The organism is Actinocatenispora thailandica, from assembly GCF_016865425.1.
Taxonomy (GTDB): domain Bacteria; phylum Actinomycetota; class Actinomycetes; order Mycobacteriales; family Micromonosporaceae; genus Actinocatenispora; species Actinocatenispora thailandica.
Genome location: NZ_AP023355.1, coordinates 4,143,251 through 4,160,318 on the forward strand (window position 1 = coordinate 4,143,251; position 17,068 = coordinate 4,160,318).

Annotated in this window: 15 protein-coding genes and 1 pseudogene; 6 read left to right on the forward strand and 10 right to left on the reverse strand. The window is 73.8% G+C overall.

Translation table 11 applies throughout. The features are described from left to right. Positions 1–38: 38 nt before the first annotated feature. Both Athai_RS18490 and gcvT read right to left on the reverse strand, forming a co-directional pair. The gene (locus Athai_RS18490) at positions 39–392 is read right to left on the reverse strand and encodes an MmcQ/YjbR family DNA-binding protein (RefSeq protein ID WP_203962643.1); all 354 of its coding nucleotides are present in this window, start codon (positions 390–392) and stop codon (positions 39–41) included. Beyond that, on the reverse strand, positions 392–1,495 hold the full coding sequence (gene gcvT, locus Athai_RS18495; protein WP_203962644.1) for a glycine cleavage system aminomethyltransferase GcvT: 1,104 nt from the start codon (positions 1,493–1,495) through the stop codon (positions 392–394). Before gcvT ends, Athai_RS18490 begins: the two co-directional genes overlap by 1 nt. Positions 1,496–1,628: 133 nt before the next feature. On the opposite strand from gcvT, the gene Athai_RS18500 reads away from it, so the two are divergent. Next, the gene (locus Athai_RS18500; protein ID WP_203962645.1) at positions 1,629–3,119 is read left to right on the forward strand and encodes a leucyl aminopeptidase; all 1,491 of its coding nucleotides are present in this window, start codon (positions 1,629–1,631) and stop codon (positions 3,117–3,119) included. Positions 3,120–3,429: 310 nt separating this feature from the next. On the opposite strand, the gene Athai_RS18505 is transcribed toward Athai_RS18500, so the two are convergent. Then, positions 3,430–3,750 (reverse strand): hypothetical protein, encoded by a 321-nt coding sequence (locus Athai_RS18505; RefSeq protein ID WP_203962646.1) that lies wholly within the window; start codon positions 3,748–3,750, stop codon positions 3,430–3,432. Positions 3,751–3,971: 221 nt separating this feature from the next. Between Athai_RS18505 and lpdA the strand changes: the two genes are divergently transcribed. Beyond that, complete coding sequence (gene lpdA, locus Athai_RS18510; RefSeq protein WP_203962647.1) at positions 3,972–5,360, forward strand: dihydrolipoyl dehydrogenase; 1,389 nt, start codon at positions 3,972–3,974, stop codon at positions 5,358–5,360. 73 nt (positions 5,361–5,433) lie between these two features. Continuing rightward, positions 5,434–7,236: a 2-oxoglutarate dehydrogenase, E2 component, dihydrolipoamide succinyltransferase gene (sucB, locus tag Athai_RS18515; RefSeq protein ID WP_203962648.1), complete on the forward strand. Its 1,803-nt coding sequence runs from the start codon at positions 5,434–5,436 to the stop codon at positions 7,234–7,236. Between the two features lie 248 nt (positions 7,237–7,484). Here the strand turns inward: sucB and Athai_RS18520 are convergent, their stop codons facing one another. The 4 genes from Athai_RS18520 to Athai_RS18535 form a co-directional block, all read right to left on the reverse strand. Next, a complete protein-coding gene (locus Athai_RS18520; protein WP_203962649.1) occupies positions 7,485–8,360 on the reverse strand; it encodes a PhzF family phenazine biosynthesis protein in 876 nt (291 codons plus the stop codon). Between the two features lie 241 nt (positions 8,361–8,601). Then, positions 8,602–9,063, reverse strand: a complete 462-nt coding sequence (locus Athai_RS34810) for a hypothetical protein (RefSeq protein ID WP_203962650.1) — start codon at positions 9,061–9,063, stop codon at positions 8,602–8,604. Then, entirely contained in the window at positions 9,060–10,097 is a 1,038-nt protein-coding gene (locus tag Athai_RS18530; RefSeq protein WP_203962651.1) for a hypothetical protein, read from the reverse strand. The genes Athai_RS34810 and Athai_RS18530 overlap by 4 nt, the downstream gene beginning before the upstream one ends. Then, positions 10,094–11,455, reverse strand: a complete 1,362-nt coding sequence (locus tag Athai_RS18535) for a hypothetical protein (protein ID WP_203962652.1) — start codon at positions 11,453–11,455, stop codon at positions 10,094–10,096. Before Athai_RS18535 ends, Athai_RS18530 begins: the two co-directional genes overlap by 4 nt. 95 nt (positions 11,456–11,550) lie before the next feature. Here Athai_RS18535 and Athai_RS18540 point away from each other — a divergent pair, with 95 nt between their 5' ends. Then, positions 11,551–12,087 (forward strand): isochorismatase family protein, encoded by a 537-nt coding sequence (locus Athai_RS18540; RefSeq protein ID WP_203962653.1) that lies wholly within the window; start codon positions 11,551–11,553, stop codon positions 12,085–12,087. Here the strand turns inward: Athai_RS18540 and Athai_RS18545 are convergent. The 3 genes from Athai_RS18545 to Athai_RS18555 all read right to left on the reverse strand — a co-directional run bounded on the left by Athai_RS18545 (position 12,045) and on the right by Athai_RS18555 (position 14,270). After that, positions 12,045–12,578, reverse strand: a complete 534-nt coding sequence (locus Athai_RS18545; RefSeq protein ID WP_203962654.1) for a hypothetical protein — start codon at positions 12,576–12,578, stop codon at positions 12,045–12,047. The genes Athai_RS18540 and Athai_RS18545 overlap by 43 nt on opposite strands. Before the next feature lie 236 nt (positions 12,579–12,814). Continuing rightward, positions 12,815–13,201 carry an SCO5389 family protein gene (locus Athai_RS18550; protein WP_203962655.1) on the reverse strand — a complete coding sequence of 129 codons (387 nt, stop codon included), beginning with the start codon at positions 13,199–13,201 and terminating at the stop codon, positions 12,815–12,817. Between the two features lie 106 nt (positions 13,202–13,307). Continuing rightward, positions 13,308–14,270, reverse strand: a complete 963-nt coding sequence (locus Athai_RS18555; protein WP_203962656.1) for an ATP-binding protein — start codon at positions 14,268–14,270, stop codon at positions 13,308–13,310. A 404-nt stretch (positions 14,271–14,674) separates the two neighbouring features. Between Athai_RS18555 and Athai_RS34215 the strand changes: the two are divergent. Next, a pseudogene (locus Athai_RS34215) lies at positions 14,675–15,168 on the forward strand (glycosyltransferase family 2 protein); the annotation flags it as partial. Positions 15,169–15,777: 609 nt separating this feature from the next. Beyond that, positions 15,778–17,061 (forward strand): CDP-glycerol glycerophosphotransferase family protein, encoded by a 1,284-nt coding sequence (locus tag Athai_RS34220; RefSeq protein ID WP_239157429.1) that lies wholly within the window; start codon positions 15,778–15,780, stop codon positions 17,059–17,061. Positions 17,062–17,068 lie beyond the last annotated feature (7 nt).

The following is a 17,068-nucleotide window of genomic DNA, read 5'->3' on the forward strand; positions in this document are numbered from 1 at the left end:
GTCGACGGCCGGTGGTGGGCCGTCCGGGTGGCGGCGGATCAGTCCGGTTCGGCGTCGTAGCCGGTGGTCAGGCGGCGCGGCGCGGCGGCCCGCCAGGCCGCGACGACGAGCGCCCGCAGCACGGCCGGCTCGATGCGGGCCAGCTCCACCCGGACCCAGCCGAACCGGCCGGTCGTGGGTGCCACCGCGTAGGTGTCGGGGTCGCGGGCCACCAGCGACGCCTGCTCGTCCGGGGTGGACTTGACGGTGGCGTGCGGCTCGTCCGGTGCGGCGACCGCGAACATCTTGCCGCCGACCTGGAACACCGTCTCGGTGCCCCAGGTACCGACCTCCTCGGCGCCGGGCAGCCCGAGCGCGATCCGGCGGACCTGCTCGAACGTGGCACCGGCCATCATTTCACCGAGGACGGGACGAACGGCGGTTTGACCACCTTCATCGGCGCCCGCCGGCCGCGGACGTCCACCTCGACCTCGGCGCCGGCGTCCAGGTTCGCGGCGGTGTCCAGCAGCGCCAGGCCGATGCCACGCTTCAGCGTCGGGGAGAACGTGCCCGAGGTGACCTCGCCGACCCGCTGCTCCCCCACGTACACCGCCATGCCGGGACGCGGGATGCCCTTGCCGGCGGCCGACAACCCCCACAACCGCCGGGCCGGGCCGGCCTGCTTCTCGGCGAGCAGCTTGTCCCGGCCCCAGAACGCCGGCTTCTTCCAGCCGACGGCCCAACCGGCGCGCGCCTGTACCGGGCTGATCTGCATCGACAGGTCCTGGCCGTGCAGCGGATAGCCCATCTCGGTACGCAGCGTGTCGCGCGCGGCGAGGCCGGCCGGCCTCACCGCGAGGTCGGCTCCCTCCTCCAGCAGCGCATCCCACACCGCCGCGGCGTAGCGCGCCTCCACGACCAGCTCGTACCCGTGCTCACCGGTGTAGCCGGTGCGGCAGACGACGAGCGGCCGGCCGCCGATCGTGCCCTGCTCGAAGCTCATGTACCCGTGCCGGGTCGGCGCACCGAGCCGGGCCAGCAGGTCGGCCGACATCGGCCCCTGCACGGCGATGATCGCGTAGTCGTCGTGCCGGTTGGTGACCTCGATGCCGGCCGGCGCCTCGGCGGCCAGCCGGCGCACCACCTCGGCGGTGTTCGCCGCGTTCGGGATCAGGAACACGTGGTCGTCGGCGAACCGGTACGCGATCAGGTCGTCGACCACGCCGCCGGTCGCGTCGTCGCAGCACAGCGTGTACTGGGCCTGACCGGCGGCGATCTTGTCCAGGTCGCCGGCCAGGCACGAGTTGACGAAGTCGACCGCGCCGGCGCCGCGCACCGTCGCCTTGCCCAGGTGGGACACGTCGAACACACCGACCGCGTTACGCACCGCGTTGTGCTCGGCGAGCACCCCGCCGCCGGCGTACTCCAGGGGCATCTCCCAGCCACCGAACGCAGCGAACTTCGCACCGAGCGCCCGGTGCCGGTCGTGCAACGGGGAATGCTTGAGGTCGGTCATGGGTGGCAACCTACCCGCCGGCCGTCGACCTCTAGCATCGACTCCGGTCCGGCCGCGACGGCGTCACGACGCAGCGCGAACCGGACACCGCCACAACGACGTGGTCACCCTGTGACCGTTACGGAGGCTTCGCGTGAGTTCGCTTGCTCTCGCCGACACCAACCTTGCCAGCCTGCCCGCCGACGCCGTCGTCGTCGGGCTGTACCGGTCGGCCGACGGCGCGCCGACCCTGGCGCCCGGCGCGGCGGAGCTCGACGCCGCCTTCGACCACCGGCTCGTCGACACGCTGGTACTGCTCGGCGCCACCGGCGCCGTCGGCGAGGTGACCCGGCTGGCCAGCCTGGGTACCGTGCCGGCGCCGCTGGTCGCCGCGGTCGGCCTGGGCGCCGCCGAGGATGCCGACGACGAGGCGGTACGCCGGGCCGCCGGTGCCGCGGTCCGGGCGCTGGCCGGTTCGGCGACCGTCGCGCTGGCGCTGCCGGCGCTGCGGCCGGCGGCGGAGGGCGCCGCGCTCGGCGGGTACCGGTTCACCCGCTACCGCGCGGCGACCGACACCGACCGCGCGCCGGTGGCGAAGATCCAGCTGGTCGTGCCGGATGCGAAGGACCGGGCGGCGAAAGCGGAGCTGAAGCGGGCCGCGGCGCTGGCCGACGCGGCGAGCTTCACCCGAGACTGGGTCAACTCCCCGGGCAACGAGCTGCGGCCACCGGCGTTCGCCGACGCGGTGTCGAAGGCGGCCACCAAGGCCGGCCTCGCGGTCGAGGTACTCGACGAGAAGGCGCTGCGCAAGGGCGGGTACGGCGGCATCCTCGCGGTCGGCCTCGGCTCCGCGCAGCCGCCGCGACTGGTCCGCCTGGCGTACTCGCCGCGTGGCAAGGCCGCCGCGAAGGTGGCGCTGGTCGGCAAGGGCATCACGTTCGACACCGGCGGGCTGTCGATCAAGCCGGCCAAGGGCATGTGGGAGATGAAGAGCGACATGGCCGGCGCCGCCGCGGTCGCCGGCGCCATGCTCGCCATCGCCGCGCTCAAGCCGAAGGTCGAGGTCGTCGCGTACCTGCCGATGGCGGAGAACATGCCGTCCGGCTCGGCGTACCGGCCGGGCGATGTCGTCACCATGTACTCGGGGACCAGGGTCGAGGTGCTCAACACCGACGCCGAGGGCCGGATGGTGCTGGCCGACGCGATCGCCCGGGCCTGCGAGGAGGGCCCCGACTACCTGTTCGAGACGTCCACCCTCACCGGCGGCCAGGTCACGTCGCTGGGCCACCGGATCGCCGGCGTGATGGGCTCCGAGTCGCTGCACGAGCGGGTGCGCGCGGCCGGCGAGCGGGTCGGCGAGCCGATGTGGCCGATGCCGCTGCCGGAGGAGATCGCCAAGCTGATGACCTCCGACGTCGCGGACCTGTCGCAGGTCGCGACCGGGATGGACCGCTCCGGTCACATGCTGCAGGGCGGTTACTTCCTCTCCCGGTTCGTCGCCGACGGCGTCGACTGGGCGCACCTGGACGTGGCCGGCCCCGCCTACCACGAGTCCGAGGAGTACGGCTACCTGCCGAAGGGCGCCACCGCGGTGCCGTTGCGGACGTTGGTCGAGCTGGTCGTCGACGTCGCCGACAACGGCTGAGCGGGGGGCACCGCTTTGCGCTGAGGTGCTGCCCGAAGCGCTCGTGTCGGCGCTGGGTTCGTTTGTTGGCACCCGCGAAAGGCCACCTCTGTTGGTCTTCTCGACCCCTTGTGGGGGAACGTGGGGAGCAGACTTCGCCCCTCCCCACACCCCCACCCCTCCCCGTCTGCAACGCGACGCGACGCGAGCGTTGCCGTGAGGGGTGGCCGGGCCGCTTCCCTGTACGAACAGAGGTGGCCTTTACACCGCCAGCCCACGGCGGCGTACCTCAGCGCGGAGGTACAGGAGGGCATGGAGGTACAGGCCAGGTTCAGTGCGAGGCGCGCTGGCGGGCGTTGTAGTCGCGCATGCGTTGGGGGTAGCCGAGCTTGCCCACGTCGTACACCGGGATGCCGACGCGGCGGCCGAAGGCGAGGGCGGCGGGATGAGTGAGGCGCCGGCGGGTCCACTCACCGTCGTGCCCGATCAGGATCACCGTCTGCCCGGTCATCAGTGTCGCGGGCTCCAGGTACGCCTCGACACCGGTGCGACTGGCCACGAACCGCTCCAGGTGCGCCAGGTCCGCCGGGTCCGCGGCCTGCTCCGCCCGTGCTCCGCGACCACGCTGGACGCGCCGCGCGAACAGTCCCACCGTTCTTCCTCCTCGCCGGTGCCGATCATGGTCGCCGCACAGCGTACGGCCAGCGAACCGTGCGGCGCGCGCCGCACGTCGACAACTCCTCATACCGGCACGAACAGCGCCATCGGGGCCGGGGTCGCCGAGTATGACGGGTCTCATGAACGGGCGTTCGTGTCCGGGTGCCAAGATGGCCGGGGCACGCAACGGCGCGGCACGGCGAGGCGGGAGATGACGTGAGCGAGGCAACCGACAGCTATGACGTGGTCGTCCTCGGTGGCGGCAGCGGTGGGTACGCCACCGCGTTGCGCGCCGGCAGCCTGGGGCTGACCGTCGCGCTCGTCGAGAAGGACAAGGTCGGCGGCACCTGCCTGCATCGGGGTTGCATCCCGACCAAGGCGTTGCTGCATGCCGGTGAGGTCGCCGACGCCGCCCGCGACGCCGCCCAGTTCGGCGTGCGTGCCAGCCTGGACGGTGTCGACCTGGCCGGCGTCAACAAGTACAAGGACGGCGTCGTCACCCGGCTGTACAAGGGGTTGCAGTCGACGCTCGCCGCGCGCGGCGGCATCAGCACGATCGAGGGCACCGGTCGACTGGTCGCCCCGGACACCGTGCAGGTCGGCGACCGGCGCATCACCGGCCGGCACGTGGTCCTCGCGACCGGGTCGTACTCCAAGTCGCTGCCCGGGCTCGCGGTCGACGGCGAGCGGGTCATCACCTCCGAGCACGCGCTCTCGCTCGACCGGCTGCCGGAACGGGCGGTGATCCTGGGCGGCGGCGTGATCGGCGTCGAGTTCGCCAGCGCCTGGCGCTCCTTCGGCGTGGACGTGACGATCGTCGAGGCGCTGCCCCGGCTGGTCGCCGCCGAGGACGAGGAGGTGTCCAAGGCGGTCGAGCGCGCGTTCCGCCGCCGCGGCATCGGCTACGTCACCGGCAGCCCGTTCACCGGGGTGGAGAAGACCGCCGAGGGCGTCCGGGTCGCCGTCGAGGGCGGCAAGACGTTCGACGCCGACCTGCTGCTGGTCGCGGTCGGCCGCGGTCCGGTCACCGCCGACCTCGGCTTCGAGCAGCTCGGCCTGGCGATGGACCGCGGGTACGTGACCACCGACGAGCGGCTGCGCACCAACCTGCCCGGGGTGTACGCGGTGGGCGACATCGTGCCCGGCCTGCAGCTCGCGCACCGAGGCTTCGCGCAGGGCATCTTCGTCGCCGAGGACATCGCCGGCCTCGACCCACGGCCGATCGACGAGGCCGGCATCCCGCGGGTCACCTACTGCGAGCCGGAGGTCGCCTCGGTCGGCCTGACCGAATCCGCCGCCCGCGAGCGGTACGGTGCGGACAAGGTGGAGACTCTCACCTACAACCTGGGCGGCAACGGCAAGAGCCAGATCCTCAAGACCCAGGGTTTCGTCAAGCTGGTCCGGGAAGGTGACGGTCCGGTCGTCGGTATCCACATGGTGGGTTCCCGGGTCGGTGAGCTGATCGGTGAGGCACAGTTGATCTACAACTGGGAGGCGTTCCCGTCCGACGTCGCTCCGTTCGTCCACATGCACCCGACCCAGAACGAGGCGCTCGGCGAAGCACACATGGCTCTTGCCGGCAAGCCGTTGCACGTCCACAGCTGACGCCGCCCGGGTCGGTGCCCACGCACCAACCCGGGCACGCGCCAGCCTGAATCGCAAGCGAGGAGTCCTACCCATGCCGACCTCGGTCACCATGCCGCAGCTCGGAGAAAGCGTCACCGAGGGCACCGTCACCCGGTGGCTCAAGCAGGAGGGCGACCGGGTGGAGGTCGACGAGCCGCTGCTCGAAGTCTCCACCGACAAGGTCGACACCGAGATCCCGTCGCCGGCCGCCGGGGTGCTGTCCCGCATCGTCGTACCCGAGGACGAGACCGTCGACGTGGGCGCCGAACTGGCGCAGATCTCCGGCGACGGCGAGTCCGCCCCGACCCAGCAGGCCGCCGAGCCGCCGCAGCCCCCGGCATCCCAGCAGTCCGAGCCTGCCCAGCCCGAGCCTGCCCAGTCCGAGCCTGCGCAGTCCGAGCCGGCCCCGCAGGCACCGGCGCAGCCCGCCGCCCCGCCGGCGCAGCCGGAGCCGGCGGCCGAGGCGCCGGCCCCGTCCGGCGGTGCCGCCGAGGGCACCGAGGTGGCGATGCCGGCGCTGGGCGAGTCGGTCACCGAAGGCACCGTCACCCGATGGCTCAAGCAGGTCGGCGAGTCCGTCGAGGTGGACGAACCACTGCTGGAAGTGTCCACCGACAAGGTCGACACCGAGATCCCCTCACCGGCCGCCGGCACCGTCCTGGACATCAAGGTCCAACAGGACCAGACCGTCGACGTCGGCACCGTGCTGGCGATCGTCGGATCCGGGGCGCCGGCCGCGGCGCCGAGCCGGCCCGGCCAGCCCGCACCGGCCCCGACGCCCGCACCGACTCCCCCGGCTCCGACTCCGGCGCCCGCGCCGGAGCGGCCCGCGGCGCCGATCGCGCAGCCGGTGCAGCAGACCGCACCGGCCGCCGCGCCGCAGGTTGAGCGGCCCGCGCCCACCCAGCAGGCCGGCGGCGACGGGCCGTCCGGCTACGTGACACCGCTGGTGCGCAAGCTCGCCGCCGAGCACGGCATCGACCTCGGGTCGCTGACCGGCACCGGTGTCGGTGGGCGGATCCGCAAGCAGGACGTGCTGGACGCGGCCGAGGCGAAGAAGCAGGCGGCCGCGAAGCCGGCCGCACCGGCACCGGCACCGGCAGCGGCGGCGCCCACCGCGGCGCCGAGCCCGCTGCGCGGCCGTACCGAGAAGCTGCCCCGGATGCGGCAGGTCATCGCCAAGCGGATGGTCGAGTCGCTGCAGACCGCCGCGCAGCTGACCACGGTGATCGAGGTCGATGTGACCCGGATCGCGCAGCTGCGCGCCCGGGCCAAGAACGAGTTCGCGGCGCGGCACGGCGTCAAGCTGTCGTTCCTGCCGTTCTTCGCGCTGGCCGCGGTCGAGGCGCTGCGGGAGCACCCGAAGCTGAACGCGTCGATCGACACCGAGCAGAAGACGGTCACCTACCACGACACCGAGAACCTGGCGATCGCGGTGGACACCGACCGTGGGCTGATCGTGCCGGTGATCCACAACGCCGGTGACCTCAACCTCGCCGGGCTGGCCCGACACATCGCCGACCTGGCCGAGCGCACCCGCGACAACAAGGTCAGCCCGGACGACCTCGCCGGCGGTACTTTCACGCTGACCAACACCGGCAGCGTCGGCGTCCTGTTCGACACGCCGATCTTCCCCCAGCCGCAGGTGGCCATGCTGGGCACCGGCGCGGTGGTGAAGCGCGCGGTGGTCGTCGACGACGAGAACCTGGGCGAGATCATCGTGCCGCGCTCGATGGTCTACCTCGCCCTGTCGTACGACCACCGGCTGGTCGACGGTGCCGACGCGGCCCGCTACCTGGCGACGGTCAAGGAGCGGCTGGAGGCGGGCGACTTCGAGTCCTCGCTCGGCCTGTAACGACGATCGATCCGTCGGGGGCGGTCCGCTGCGCGCGGGTCGCCCCCGACGTCGTCCGTACCGTCACCCCGCGGTCCGCACACCGGTCGGCTCGTACCGCGAGCGGCGCCGCCGGCAGGCCGTTCCCCACCGCCAGCCCGGAACGCCGTTCCCGACCGCCGTTCCCGACCGCCGTTCCGACCGCCGTTCCGACCGCCGTTCCGGACCGCCGTTCCCGACGACCCCGCTCGACCGCCGGCCCGACGGCGTCAGCGGCGTAGCGAGCCGGTCGCGACGACCAGGCCGGTACCGCTGAGCCGGACCGTGTCGCCGTCGACCCGCACCGCCAGGCGGCTGGGCCGGCCGACCGCGTGGCCCTGCACGATGACGACCGGCCGCGCCCCGTCGACCAGCCCGTCCCGGACCAGGACGACCGCGAGCGGGCCGGCGGCGGTACCGGTCGCCGGGTCCTCGGCGATGCCCATCCGCGGGTTGACGAAGCGCAGGTGCGCGTGCGCGCCGGGCTCGGCGGGGTCGAGGCTGAACACCGCGCACCCCTCCCCGCCGACCGCGTCGAGCACCGGCAGCAGCAGGTCGGGTGCCGGCCGGATCCGGTCGACGGCGGCCCGGTCCCGCGCCTGGACCAGCAGGTGCCCGGCGCCGGTGGACACCACCTCGGCGACGCCGTTCGGCGCCAGGTCGGCCGGATCGAGGCCGAGCGCGGCGGCAAGCGCGGTCCGGTCCGCGGCGGCGCGACCGAACTCGGGCGGCGCCTGGCCGATGGTCACCGTGGCTGGTCCGGTGCCGGACACCGCCACCTCGGTCGGGTAGCGCCCGGTGCCGATCTGCTGGACGAAGCCGGTCCGCCCGGCGGGCAGCCGTCCTCGCTCGGCGAGCAGCGCCGCGGCGCCGAGCGCGAAGTGGCCGACGCCGTACACCTCGGCACCGGTCGGGGTGAACGCCCGCAGCCGCCAGTCGGCCCCACCCCCGGCCGCCGCCAGCACGAACGCGGTCTCCGACTGGTTGAACTCGCGGGCGATGGCGCGCATCGTCGGCTCGTCCGCATCGTCCGCGTCCAGCACCACGGTGGCCGGATTGCCGGTGAACGGCGCCGTCGCGAACACGTCCACGTACCCGAATTCCATCCGCCCATGGTCCACCTCACCCGGGCGCCCCGGGCGACCGGGCGGCGCCGCGGCGAGACCGGTTCCCGGTTCGGCGCGCTCCCGCCGGCCGGGAGCGCTGCCCCGCTCCCGCACGGGCCCGCTTCCGGTCCGGACGGTTTTCGCTCTCCGGCACGCCCGGCCGGGCCCGCTCCCGGCCGAGCCAGCTGCTGGTCGGGCCTGTTTGAGGCCCCGGCCCGGTCCCGGGCCGGGCGGTTCCCGGTCAGGCAGGCTCGCCGAGAGCGGCGAGGCCGGTGCGGGCCAGCCGGGCGGCGCGCGCGACGTCGGCCGGGCCGGGCCGCCCACCCAGCGCTGCCCCGGCCAGCAACAGGCACCGTTCTGCCTCGCGCCGGGCCGCGCCGCCAGCCGAAGGCGCGACCGGCCCGGCGTCCGGCGGCGGCCCCGGCACCGCCGACCCGGCGTCCAGCGCCAGGCCCGGCACCACCGACCCGCCGTCCGGGGGCAGGCCCGGCACCGCCGACCCGCCGTCCGGCGCCAGGCCCGGCACCACCGACCCGCCGTCCGGGGCCGCGTCGAGCGCGGCCTCCAACCGGGCGCACAACGACCTGGCCCGGTCCAGGCCGGTCGCCACCGCCCGGCGCCGGCGTACCAGGGTGCCGGCGACCGGCGCGGCGGCCAGGGCGGCGAGCACGACCGCGCCGAGCACCCAGGGCAGCGCGGTCATGCCGCGTCCAGCGCACGGGCGCGCTCGCGCAGCCGGCCGATCCGGTCGGCCAGCTCGTCCAGGTCGGTGTGCCGGTCGGCGTGCTGGCTGTCGGCCAGCGCGGTCAGGTAGTCCGCGGACAGCCGGCCGAGCCGGTCGGCGGCGACGCCGGCCGCCTCCGGCGACAGCTCGACCATGATCAGCGCGACCTCGGCCAGCTCGCCGTCGAGTTCGGCGTACCGGGCCCGCCGCCGCGCCCGCCGCACCAGCGCCCGGGCCGCCACCCGTACCGTGCGGCCGAGGCCGGCACGCACCCCGAACACCCCGGCGACGACCAGCACGACCAGCCCGCCCGCGACCAGGTACCGGTAGGTCGGCACGCTGAACCGGCGCCGGTGGTCGAGCAGCGAGCCGTCCGCGATGTTCGCGTCGTAGCGCAACACCACCTGGTTGACCTGCGCGGCCACGTCTCCGGTCAGGTAGCCGGTGGCGGTGGAGACGACCGACCACTGCACGAAGTCCCAGCCGAACCAGTCGACGGTGAGCGGCAGGTCGTCGCTCTCGCAGCCGTACTCGAACTCCCCGCCGACGAACACCGCCACCATCAGCCCGTCGATCCGGTCCACGGCGGCGGCGCACGCCTTGCCCGGGTCCTTCGCCTGCGCCGAACCGGGCTCGAGCACCTCGACGGCGATCGGCCGGACCCCGATCGCCCGGCGGATCGCGGCCGTGTCGACGTGCCCGGCGCCGGGCTGCACGTACACCACGTGCTGACGCAGCGTGTCCACCACCGACCGGTACGGCGAGACGAGCAGCGTCAGGTCCGACCAGGTGGCGACGAGGATGCTGACGATCAGACCGATCCCCACCACGATCGGCCACCGGGGCCGGCGTGGCCCGGACGCACCGGCGGACTCGCGGGCGCGCTGGGCGGCCGACCGTTGCACCGCGCGACGCCGGATCTTGCGGAGGCGACGCTCGGCGCGGGTGGGTCGCGGGGTCGACCAGGCGGCCTGCCGGACGGCGCCCGGCTGGTCGGCGCGGCGGCGGCTCATGACGGTTCCGTGTCGTCGGCCGGTACCGCCGGCACGGACGCCGCTGCCGCCACCCGGGCGAGCTGGTCGTCGGCGTCGTCCAGGGCAGCGGTGGCGGTCGCGGCGTCGCCGCCGGCGGCCACCAGATCCCGCGCTGTCCGGTACCGCTCGGCGGCGCGGGCGAGCAGGTCGTCGCCGTCGACGTACCGGGAGAGCTGGACGAGCCGGGCGCCCGTGCCGGCGACGCGGGCCTGCAGCCCGGCCCGGCGGGCGGTCTCGGCGCGGCGGCGGTCCCGGCGGCGGGCGACCAGCCGCCAGCGCACCGCCAGGGTGCCGGCCAGCAGCACCCCGACGGCCGCGGCGAAGATCCACGGCAGCCAGGTCAGCACGATCGGCAGCGGGTCCGCGGCCCGGTCGGGGTGTTCGACCACGGCGGCGTTGGCCCGCGCCTTCCCGTAGTACTCGGCCACGAGCAGGCCGATGTTGGCGGCGGGTGGGCCCCACTTGGCGGTCTGCTCGAAGTACTGCCCGTAGTAGCCGTACACGGCCGCGCTCTGCAGCCGCGGGTCCGGCCCGGCGAGGTCGGTCCACTGGCCCCGGACGACGACGATCAGATCGCCGGGGAACCGCGCGGCGAGCTGCCGGGCGAGGTTGTCGGGTGCGCCGGGCGGCAGCGTGGCGAGCCGCACCGCCGGGCCGTCGGCGATGTCGTCCCAGCGTGCGGTCGCGGTCACCGTGGGCAGCCCCGGCGCGGTGTAGACCCGGTGCGCCGACAGCCCGGCGGCGACGGTGTCGACCAGTGTCGACGGCGCGTCCGGCAGCCGCGACGGACCGTCACCGTTGCGCGACTTGCCGTCGATGCCGGTGAGCACCATCTCGGTCATCTCGTGGGTGGTCAGGATCTGGCGGATCTCCGACATGGTCGACGGGGTGACCGACCCGCCGTCCGGCTCGATCCGGACGGTCAGCCCGGTCACCACGACCAGCTTCCCCGCGTGCTCCGGTCGCGTGGCGGCGAGCTTGCCGACCTGCTTGTCGTACGCCTTGTAGCTGTCGAGGCCGGCGAACGGCAGCGCGAGCACCCGCGCCTTGCGGTGTGCCAGTGCGGCCCGAATCCGTTTCTCGTCCAGCACGGCGGGGGCGCCGGGCAGCCGGGCCACCCGGTCGGCCGCGACCGCGGCGCGCGCCTGGGCCAGCGTCCAGCCCAGCGTGGTGGGCGCCGCGGGCGCCTGGACCGAGGGCACCGGGTGCGGCTCGGGCCGCGGCGGCTGCCGGGCGCTGCGGTAGATCAGCGACCCGACCGGCCAGCCCAGCCACACCACGACCACCAGCGCGGCGATCGCGACACGGCGGAGGCTGTTGCGGCGGGAGGCGGGCACGGCAGCAGTGTAGAGCGGCCGGGCCCGTCACCGGCCTGACCGCGGCGGGGCGATGCCGCGTGGTGGGCGGCGGGACGGCGTGCCAGGATGGCCCGGTGCCGGAGAACGCGCTGTTGATCATCGACCTGCAGTCGGTGTACCTGCCCGGGATGTACCGGCCGGGGCCGGTGCTGGACCGGGTGGCCGCGCTCGCCGACCGGGCCCGCGGCGCCGGCGCGCCGGTGGTGTACCTGCGCCAGGTCGTTCCGCCCGACGAGGTGCCGGCCGGCGCCGACCCGCGGGAGCTGCTCGGGCCGGTGGCGCCGCACCCGGGCGATGTGGTGCTGGACAAGCACAGCGCGGACGTGTTCCTGGACACCGGGCTGGCCGAGCTGCTGCGGGACCGTGGCGTGCGGCGCATCGTGGTCACCGGCTACAGCACCGAGTTCTGCGTGGACACCGCGGTGCGCAGCGGGCTGTCGGCCGGGTTCGACGTGACGCTGGTGACCGACGGCCACCTCACCTCCCTCGACGACGATCCGACCGCGCTGGCCCCGGAGGCGGTCGTGGCGCACCACAACCGGGTGCTCGGCGCGATCGGGTACGCGCATCACGCGGTGACGCTGACCCGCGCGGCCGACGTGCCGTTCTGACCGCGGCGCCGGTGGTAGGCGACGATCAGCGCGACGAGCAACGGTACCCACAGCGTGACCGGCAGGTAGCAGGCGAGGAACACCGCGTGCCAGAACGGCGTGGTGAAGCCGATCCCGTTGTTGCCGTCGAAGTAGTTGACGAACGCGAAGGCCCACAGCCCGGCCAGAGCCAGCGCGCCGGTGCTCGCCACGGTGGTGGCGAACCACCGCCGTACCGGCCGGCCGCCGATCAGCGGCAGCCACCGGGGGAACACCTCCCCCCACGGCCGGACCAGCCCGAACGACAGCAGCGCCACGGACTCCGACAGCAGGGTCAGGCACACGATGTAGATCTGGGTACCGACCCCGATCTGCGGCGCCGCGCCCGCCGCCAGGGCGCCGGTCGGCAACCCGAACGCCAGCGCCAGCCGCCACAGCCCGGACGGCAGTACCACCAGGGGGATCAGATGGGCCACGAGTTCGGCCCAGCGTCGTACCGGTTCGGTTCGCATCCTCCGAGGATCGGTGCCGGGCGCGGCGATCTCCTCCCCGCCGACCGGGACGCCGCTCCCCCGCCGGAGGGAACAGCCGGGTTCCTGTCGGCCGGAACGACGACGGCGACCGCCGCTCCCCACGGCAGGGCGCAGCGGCGCCGGGCGGTGATCCGCCCGCCCGGCGCCGCTGGTGCCGGCCGGTCCGGGTGGTCCGGGTGGTGATCCGCCCGGCCCGGCCGGTGCCGGCCGGGCGGTCAGCAGTCGCGCAGTTCCGGCGACTGGTTGAGCAGCTGGCCGCGCGGCGAGACGAACGCCCGGTACCGGTCGCTGTCCACGACGGACGGGGTGAACGCGGCGACCCGGTGACAGTTCTGGAAGGCGAGCACGACGCCGAAGTGGCGCTCCAGCGCGCCCCGGATCGAGGTGGAGGCGAGCGCGCGCAGCAGCTGACCGCGCTCGGCCTCGGTGGGCGGCGGGGTGGCGTCGTCGGCGAAGCCGTCCGCGCCGACCCGGCCGGCGACGGCGCCGACGGTACGCCACGCGTACGGCAGCGAGTCGCGCACGCAGCTGAGGAAGGCGGCGTCGTCGACCTCGCCGGCCTCGGCGGCGGCGAGCAGTTCCGGTGACACGTCGAGAGACATGGATACTCCTTTGTAGACAGTCCGGTTTGGACGGTTCGGGTGCTGCCGGTGCGGCGCATCGCCCCGGGCCGCCGGACCAGCGGTGCGCGGTCCGGCGGCTGCCGGCTCAGCGGTGCGCGGGTTCGGGGTACGGCAGGGCGAAGTCCGGGTCGATCTGGCCGGCGAGGTCGGCGCCGACCCGGTCGTTGCCCCAGGCGTGGGCGTTGCGCAGGTGGAACTCGGCGGCCCGCCGGGCGTACTCGACCGGATCGCGTTCGGCCGAGCCGACCCGCGCGACCAGCTCGCCGAGCAACGCGAGGTTGGCCGGTTCCAGCGCGGCCAGCGGGCCGACCCGGCCGCGCTCGGCGGCCCGGACGTAGTCGGAGCGGCCGACGGTGCCGACCAGCGCGGCTCCGAGCTGCTCGCGCAGGAACGCGGCGTCCTGCGCGTCGGAGACCTTGTTGCCCACCGCGGCGAGGCGCACCCCGTGGCCGGCCGCGTGCCCGGCGTACTGGCGGTACACCCCGACGCTGCGCAGGGTCGGCTCGCACACCACGAAGGTCTGGTCGAACCGAGTGAACAGGCCGGAGGCGAAGGCGTCGGCGCCGGCGGTCATGTCCACCACCGCGTACTCCCCCGGTCCGTCGACGAGGTGGTTGAGCAGCAGCTCGACGGCGCCGACCTTGCTGTGGTAGCAGGCGACGCCGAGGTCGGAGGCGGCGAGCTGGCCGGCGAGTGCGAGTCGCACCGGCCCGACCGCGCGCACGACACTCCGGTACACCGGGTTGTCTCCGGTGACGGTGAGCAACCGAGAGCCGCGGCCGGGTGGGGTCGTCTTGATCATCGCCGCGGCGCTGGCGATCCGCGGGTTGTCGCCGCGCAGGTACTCCTTGAGTTCGGCGAGGTGGTCGGCGAGCGTGGGCAGCCGGGCCGCCTCGTCGGCGGGCAACCCGAGGGCCTCCGCCAGGTGCTGGTTGATGTCGGCGTCGATGGCGAGGACGGGGGCGCCGGCCTCGGCCAGGTAGCGGGCGAGCAGGGCGGACAGCGTCGTCTTGCCGCTGCCACCCTTGCCGACCAGGGCGATCTTCACGTGCTTCCTCTCGGACTCGAACGGTGTAGATGAAATTAGAATTCATTTTCATCTAGCCCACAAGGCGACACGCCCGTCGAGCCGGACGGCCGGCGCGAACGAAATTTCGCCACAAAAGGTACGGTCGAGTCAGCTCCGCGCCGACCGCGGCCCGAGCGCGACGAGATGTGGGAGATCTAACCGTGAGGATGGGGCGAATCGCACCCCGTGGATCGAACGCCGCGCGGGCGGCGCAACGCCCCCGGATCGCGCCACGTTGGGGAACCGTCCGATCACGTAACGCAGCGCGATCGTCGCGGGCGACCGAATGCGGGGGTGCCGGAACGTCCGCTGTATCTTAATCTCGGCGGTTGACCCGGCGTTAACGCGCGCTTGACCCTAGGCAAACGCGACCCGCGGGCTCGATGTCCGTCCATCACCGAAACCCCGTGTCTGGGAGGTGCCCACCCTTGGCACTGTTGAGCATCGTCGTGCCGGCGTACAACGTCGAGGCCTATCTGGGACCGTGCCTCGACTCCTTGCTGGATCAGACCTTCGCCGACATCGAGCTGATCGGCGTCGACGACCGCTCCCCGGACCGCTGCGGCGCCATCCTCGACGAGTACGCCGCGCGCGACCCCGGGTCCGCGTCGTGCACCTGGCCGAGAACGCCGGCCTCGGCGGCGCCCGCAACGCGGGGCTGGCCGAAGCCACCGGGGAGTACGTCTGGTTCGTCGACAGCGACGACTGGGTCGCCACCGACTGCCTCGCCACCATCGCCAAGCGGCTCGACGCCGAGAAGCCCGACGTGCTGATGCTCGGCCACGTCAAGTCCCGGTGGGACGGCTCGACCGGCCGGGACGGGTACAACTGGCTGCTGCGCCGGATGCCCGAGGAGCCGTTCAAGGCCGAGGACTTCCCGCGGATCGTCTACGTCTTCCCGTCCGCCTGGAACAAGGTGATCCGCCGGGACCTGCTGACCCGCCTCGACATCCCGTTCCCCAAGGGTTACTACGAGGACATCCCCGTCACCTTCCCGCTGCTGCTGGCCGCCGAGAAGATCTCGGTGCTCAACATGACCTGCGTCTACTACCGGCAGCGGCGCGACTCGATCCTGCGCAGCGGCGGCGAGCGGCACATGGAGCTGGTCGACCAGTACCGGCTGGTCTGGGAGCGGGTGCTCGCCCTCGGTGACGTGCCCGACTCGCTGATCTCCGAGCTGTACCTGCGGATGGTGCGGCACCTGTTCTACATCATCGGCTCCGGCCGGCTCGGCGCCCACCAGCAGGAGTACTTCACCCGGGCAGGGGCGCTGGTGCGCGACACCCGGCCGGCCGGCTTCGCGACCCCGGACGGCGTGGTCGGCATCCGCTACCGGCTGCTGCTCAGCGGCTCCTGGCCGGCGGCGGTGATCCTGCGCCGGGGCTGGCGGGTGTACAAGAAGGTCAAGCAGAAGGCTCGCAAGGCGTACCGCACGACCCGGCGTGCCGGCGGCCGCACCAAGGGCTGGCTGCGCAACCGTGCCGTCATGGCCCACTACGCGGTGCAACGGCGCCGGCCGCTAGACGACAAGCTCGCGCTCTACTGCGCGAACTGGGGCCGCGGCTACACCTGCAACCCGAAGGCCATCTACGAGAAGGCCCGCGAGCTCGCCCCGGAGGTCCGCGGGGTCTGGGCGGTGCGGCGCGAGTCGGTGGACGACATGCCGGCCGGCGTGCCGTACGTGGTGCTCGACACCCCGGCGTTCTACTCGGTGCTGGCCCGCGCCAAGTACATCGTCAACAACAACAACTTCGGCAACGAGTACGTCAAGCGCTCCGGCTCGGTGTACGTGCAGACCCACCACGGCACCCCGCTGAAGCGGATGGGCGTGGACGAGCGGGCGCTGGGCCAACCGGCCGCCGAGCACCGCGACGCGCTGAAGCTGCTGATGTCCCGGTGCGACAACTGGGACCTGAACATCAGCTCCAACCTGTACAGCACCGCCGTGTGGCGGCGCGCCTACCCGTGCTCGTTCACCACCCTGGAGTACGGCTACCCGCGCAACGACGTGCTGAGCACCGCGACGCCGGAGCGGATCGCGCAGATCCGGGCCGGCCTGGGCATCGCGCCCGACGAGCGGGTCATCCTCTACGCGCCGACGCACCGCGACTACCAGGGCCGGTTCAACCCGTTCCTGGACCCGTCGGACCTGGCCGACCGGCTCGGCCCGGGCAACCGGGTGCTGGTGCGCGCGCACTACTTCTACAACGGCGTGTTCAAGGGGCACGGCCCGATCACCTCGCCGTACATGCAGGACGTCTCCACCTACCCCAGCGTGGAGGAGCTCTACCTCGCGGCCGACGTGCTGATCACGGACTTCTCCTCGACCATGTTCGACTACGCCGTGCTGGACCGGCCGATCGTGATCTACGCTCCGGACTGGCCGGTCTACCAGGTCACCCGCGGGGTGTACTTCGACCTCGCCGCCGAACCGCCCGGGTTGTTCGCCAGCACCGCCGACGATCTGGTCAACGGGCTGCGCAGCGGCGCGTACGACTCGGCCGAGACGACCGCACTGCGGGCCGCGTTCCGGCGCCGGTTCGCCGCGATCGACGACGGGCACGCCGCCGAGCGGGTGGTGCGGTCGGTGCTGCTCGGCGAGCAGGTCACCGCGCCGAACGCGATCCCGACCCAGGCGAGCCCGCCGAACGGCGCGCCGATCGACGACGCCGAGGAGGAGGCCGGTGCGGACGACGCGCCGGTCGACGAGCGGCCGATGTCGGAGGAGGAGCGCCGCGCCGACCCGGTCCCGGAGACCGTGACCGACTGACGCCGGA

Bases quoted from the DNA above. Each gene is read 5' to 3' on its own strand.
- Athai_RS18490 (WP_203962643.1), bottom strand. From the start codon at position 392: ATGGCCGGTGCCACGTTCGAGCAGGTCCGCCGGATCGCGCTCGGGCTG.
- Athai_RS34810 (WP_203962650.1), bottom strand. From the start codon at position 9,063: ATGACCGCGCTGCCCTGGGTGCTCGGCGCGGTCGTGCTCGCCGCCCTG.
- Athai_RS18550 (WP_203962655.1), bottom strand. From the start codon at position 13,201: ATGTCTCTCGACGTGTCACCGGAACTGCTCGCCGCCGCCGAGGCCGGC.
- gcvT (WP_203962644.1), bottom strand. From the start codon at position 1,495: ATGACCGACCTCAAGCATTCCCCGTTGCACGACCGGCACCGGGCGCTC.
- Athai_RS18530 (WP_203962651.1), bottom strand. From the start codon at position 10,097: ATGAGCCGCCGCCGCGCCGACCAGCCGGGCGCCGTCCGGCAGGCCGCC.
- Athai_RS34220 (WP_239157429.1), top strand. From the start codon at position 15,778: ATGGCCCACTACGCGGTGCAACGGCGCCGGCCGCTAGACGACAAGCTC.
- sucB (WP_203962648.1), top strand. From the start codon at position 5,434: ATGCCGACCTCGGTCACCATGCCGCAGCTCGGAGAAAGCGTCACCGAG.
- Athai_RS18520 (WP_203962649.1), bottom strand. From the start codon at position 8,360: ATGGAATTCGGGTACGTGGACGTGTTCGCGACGGCGCCGTTCACCGGC.
- Athai_RS18545 (WP_203962654.1), bottom strand. From the start codon at position 12,578: ATGCGAACCGAACCGGTACGACGCTGGGCCGAACTCGTGGCCCATCTG.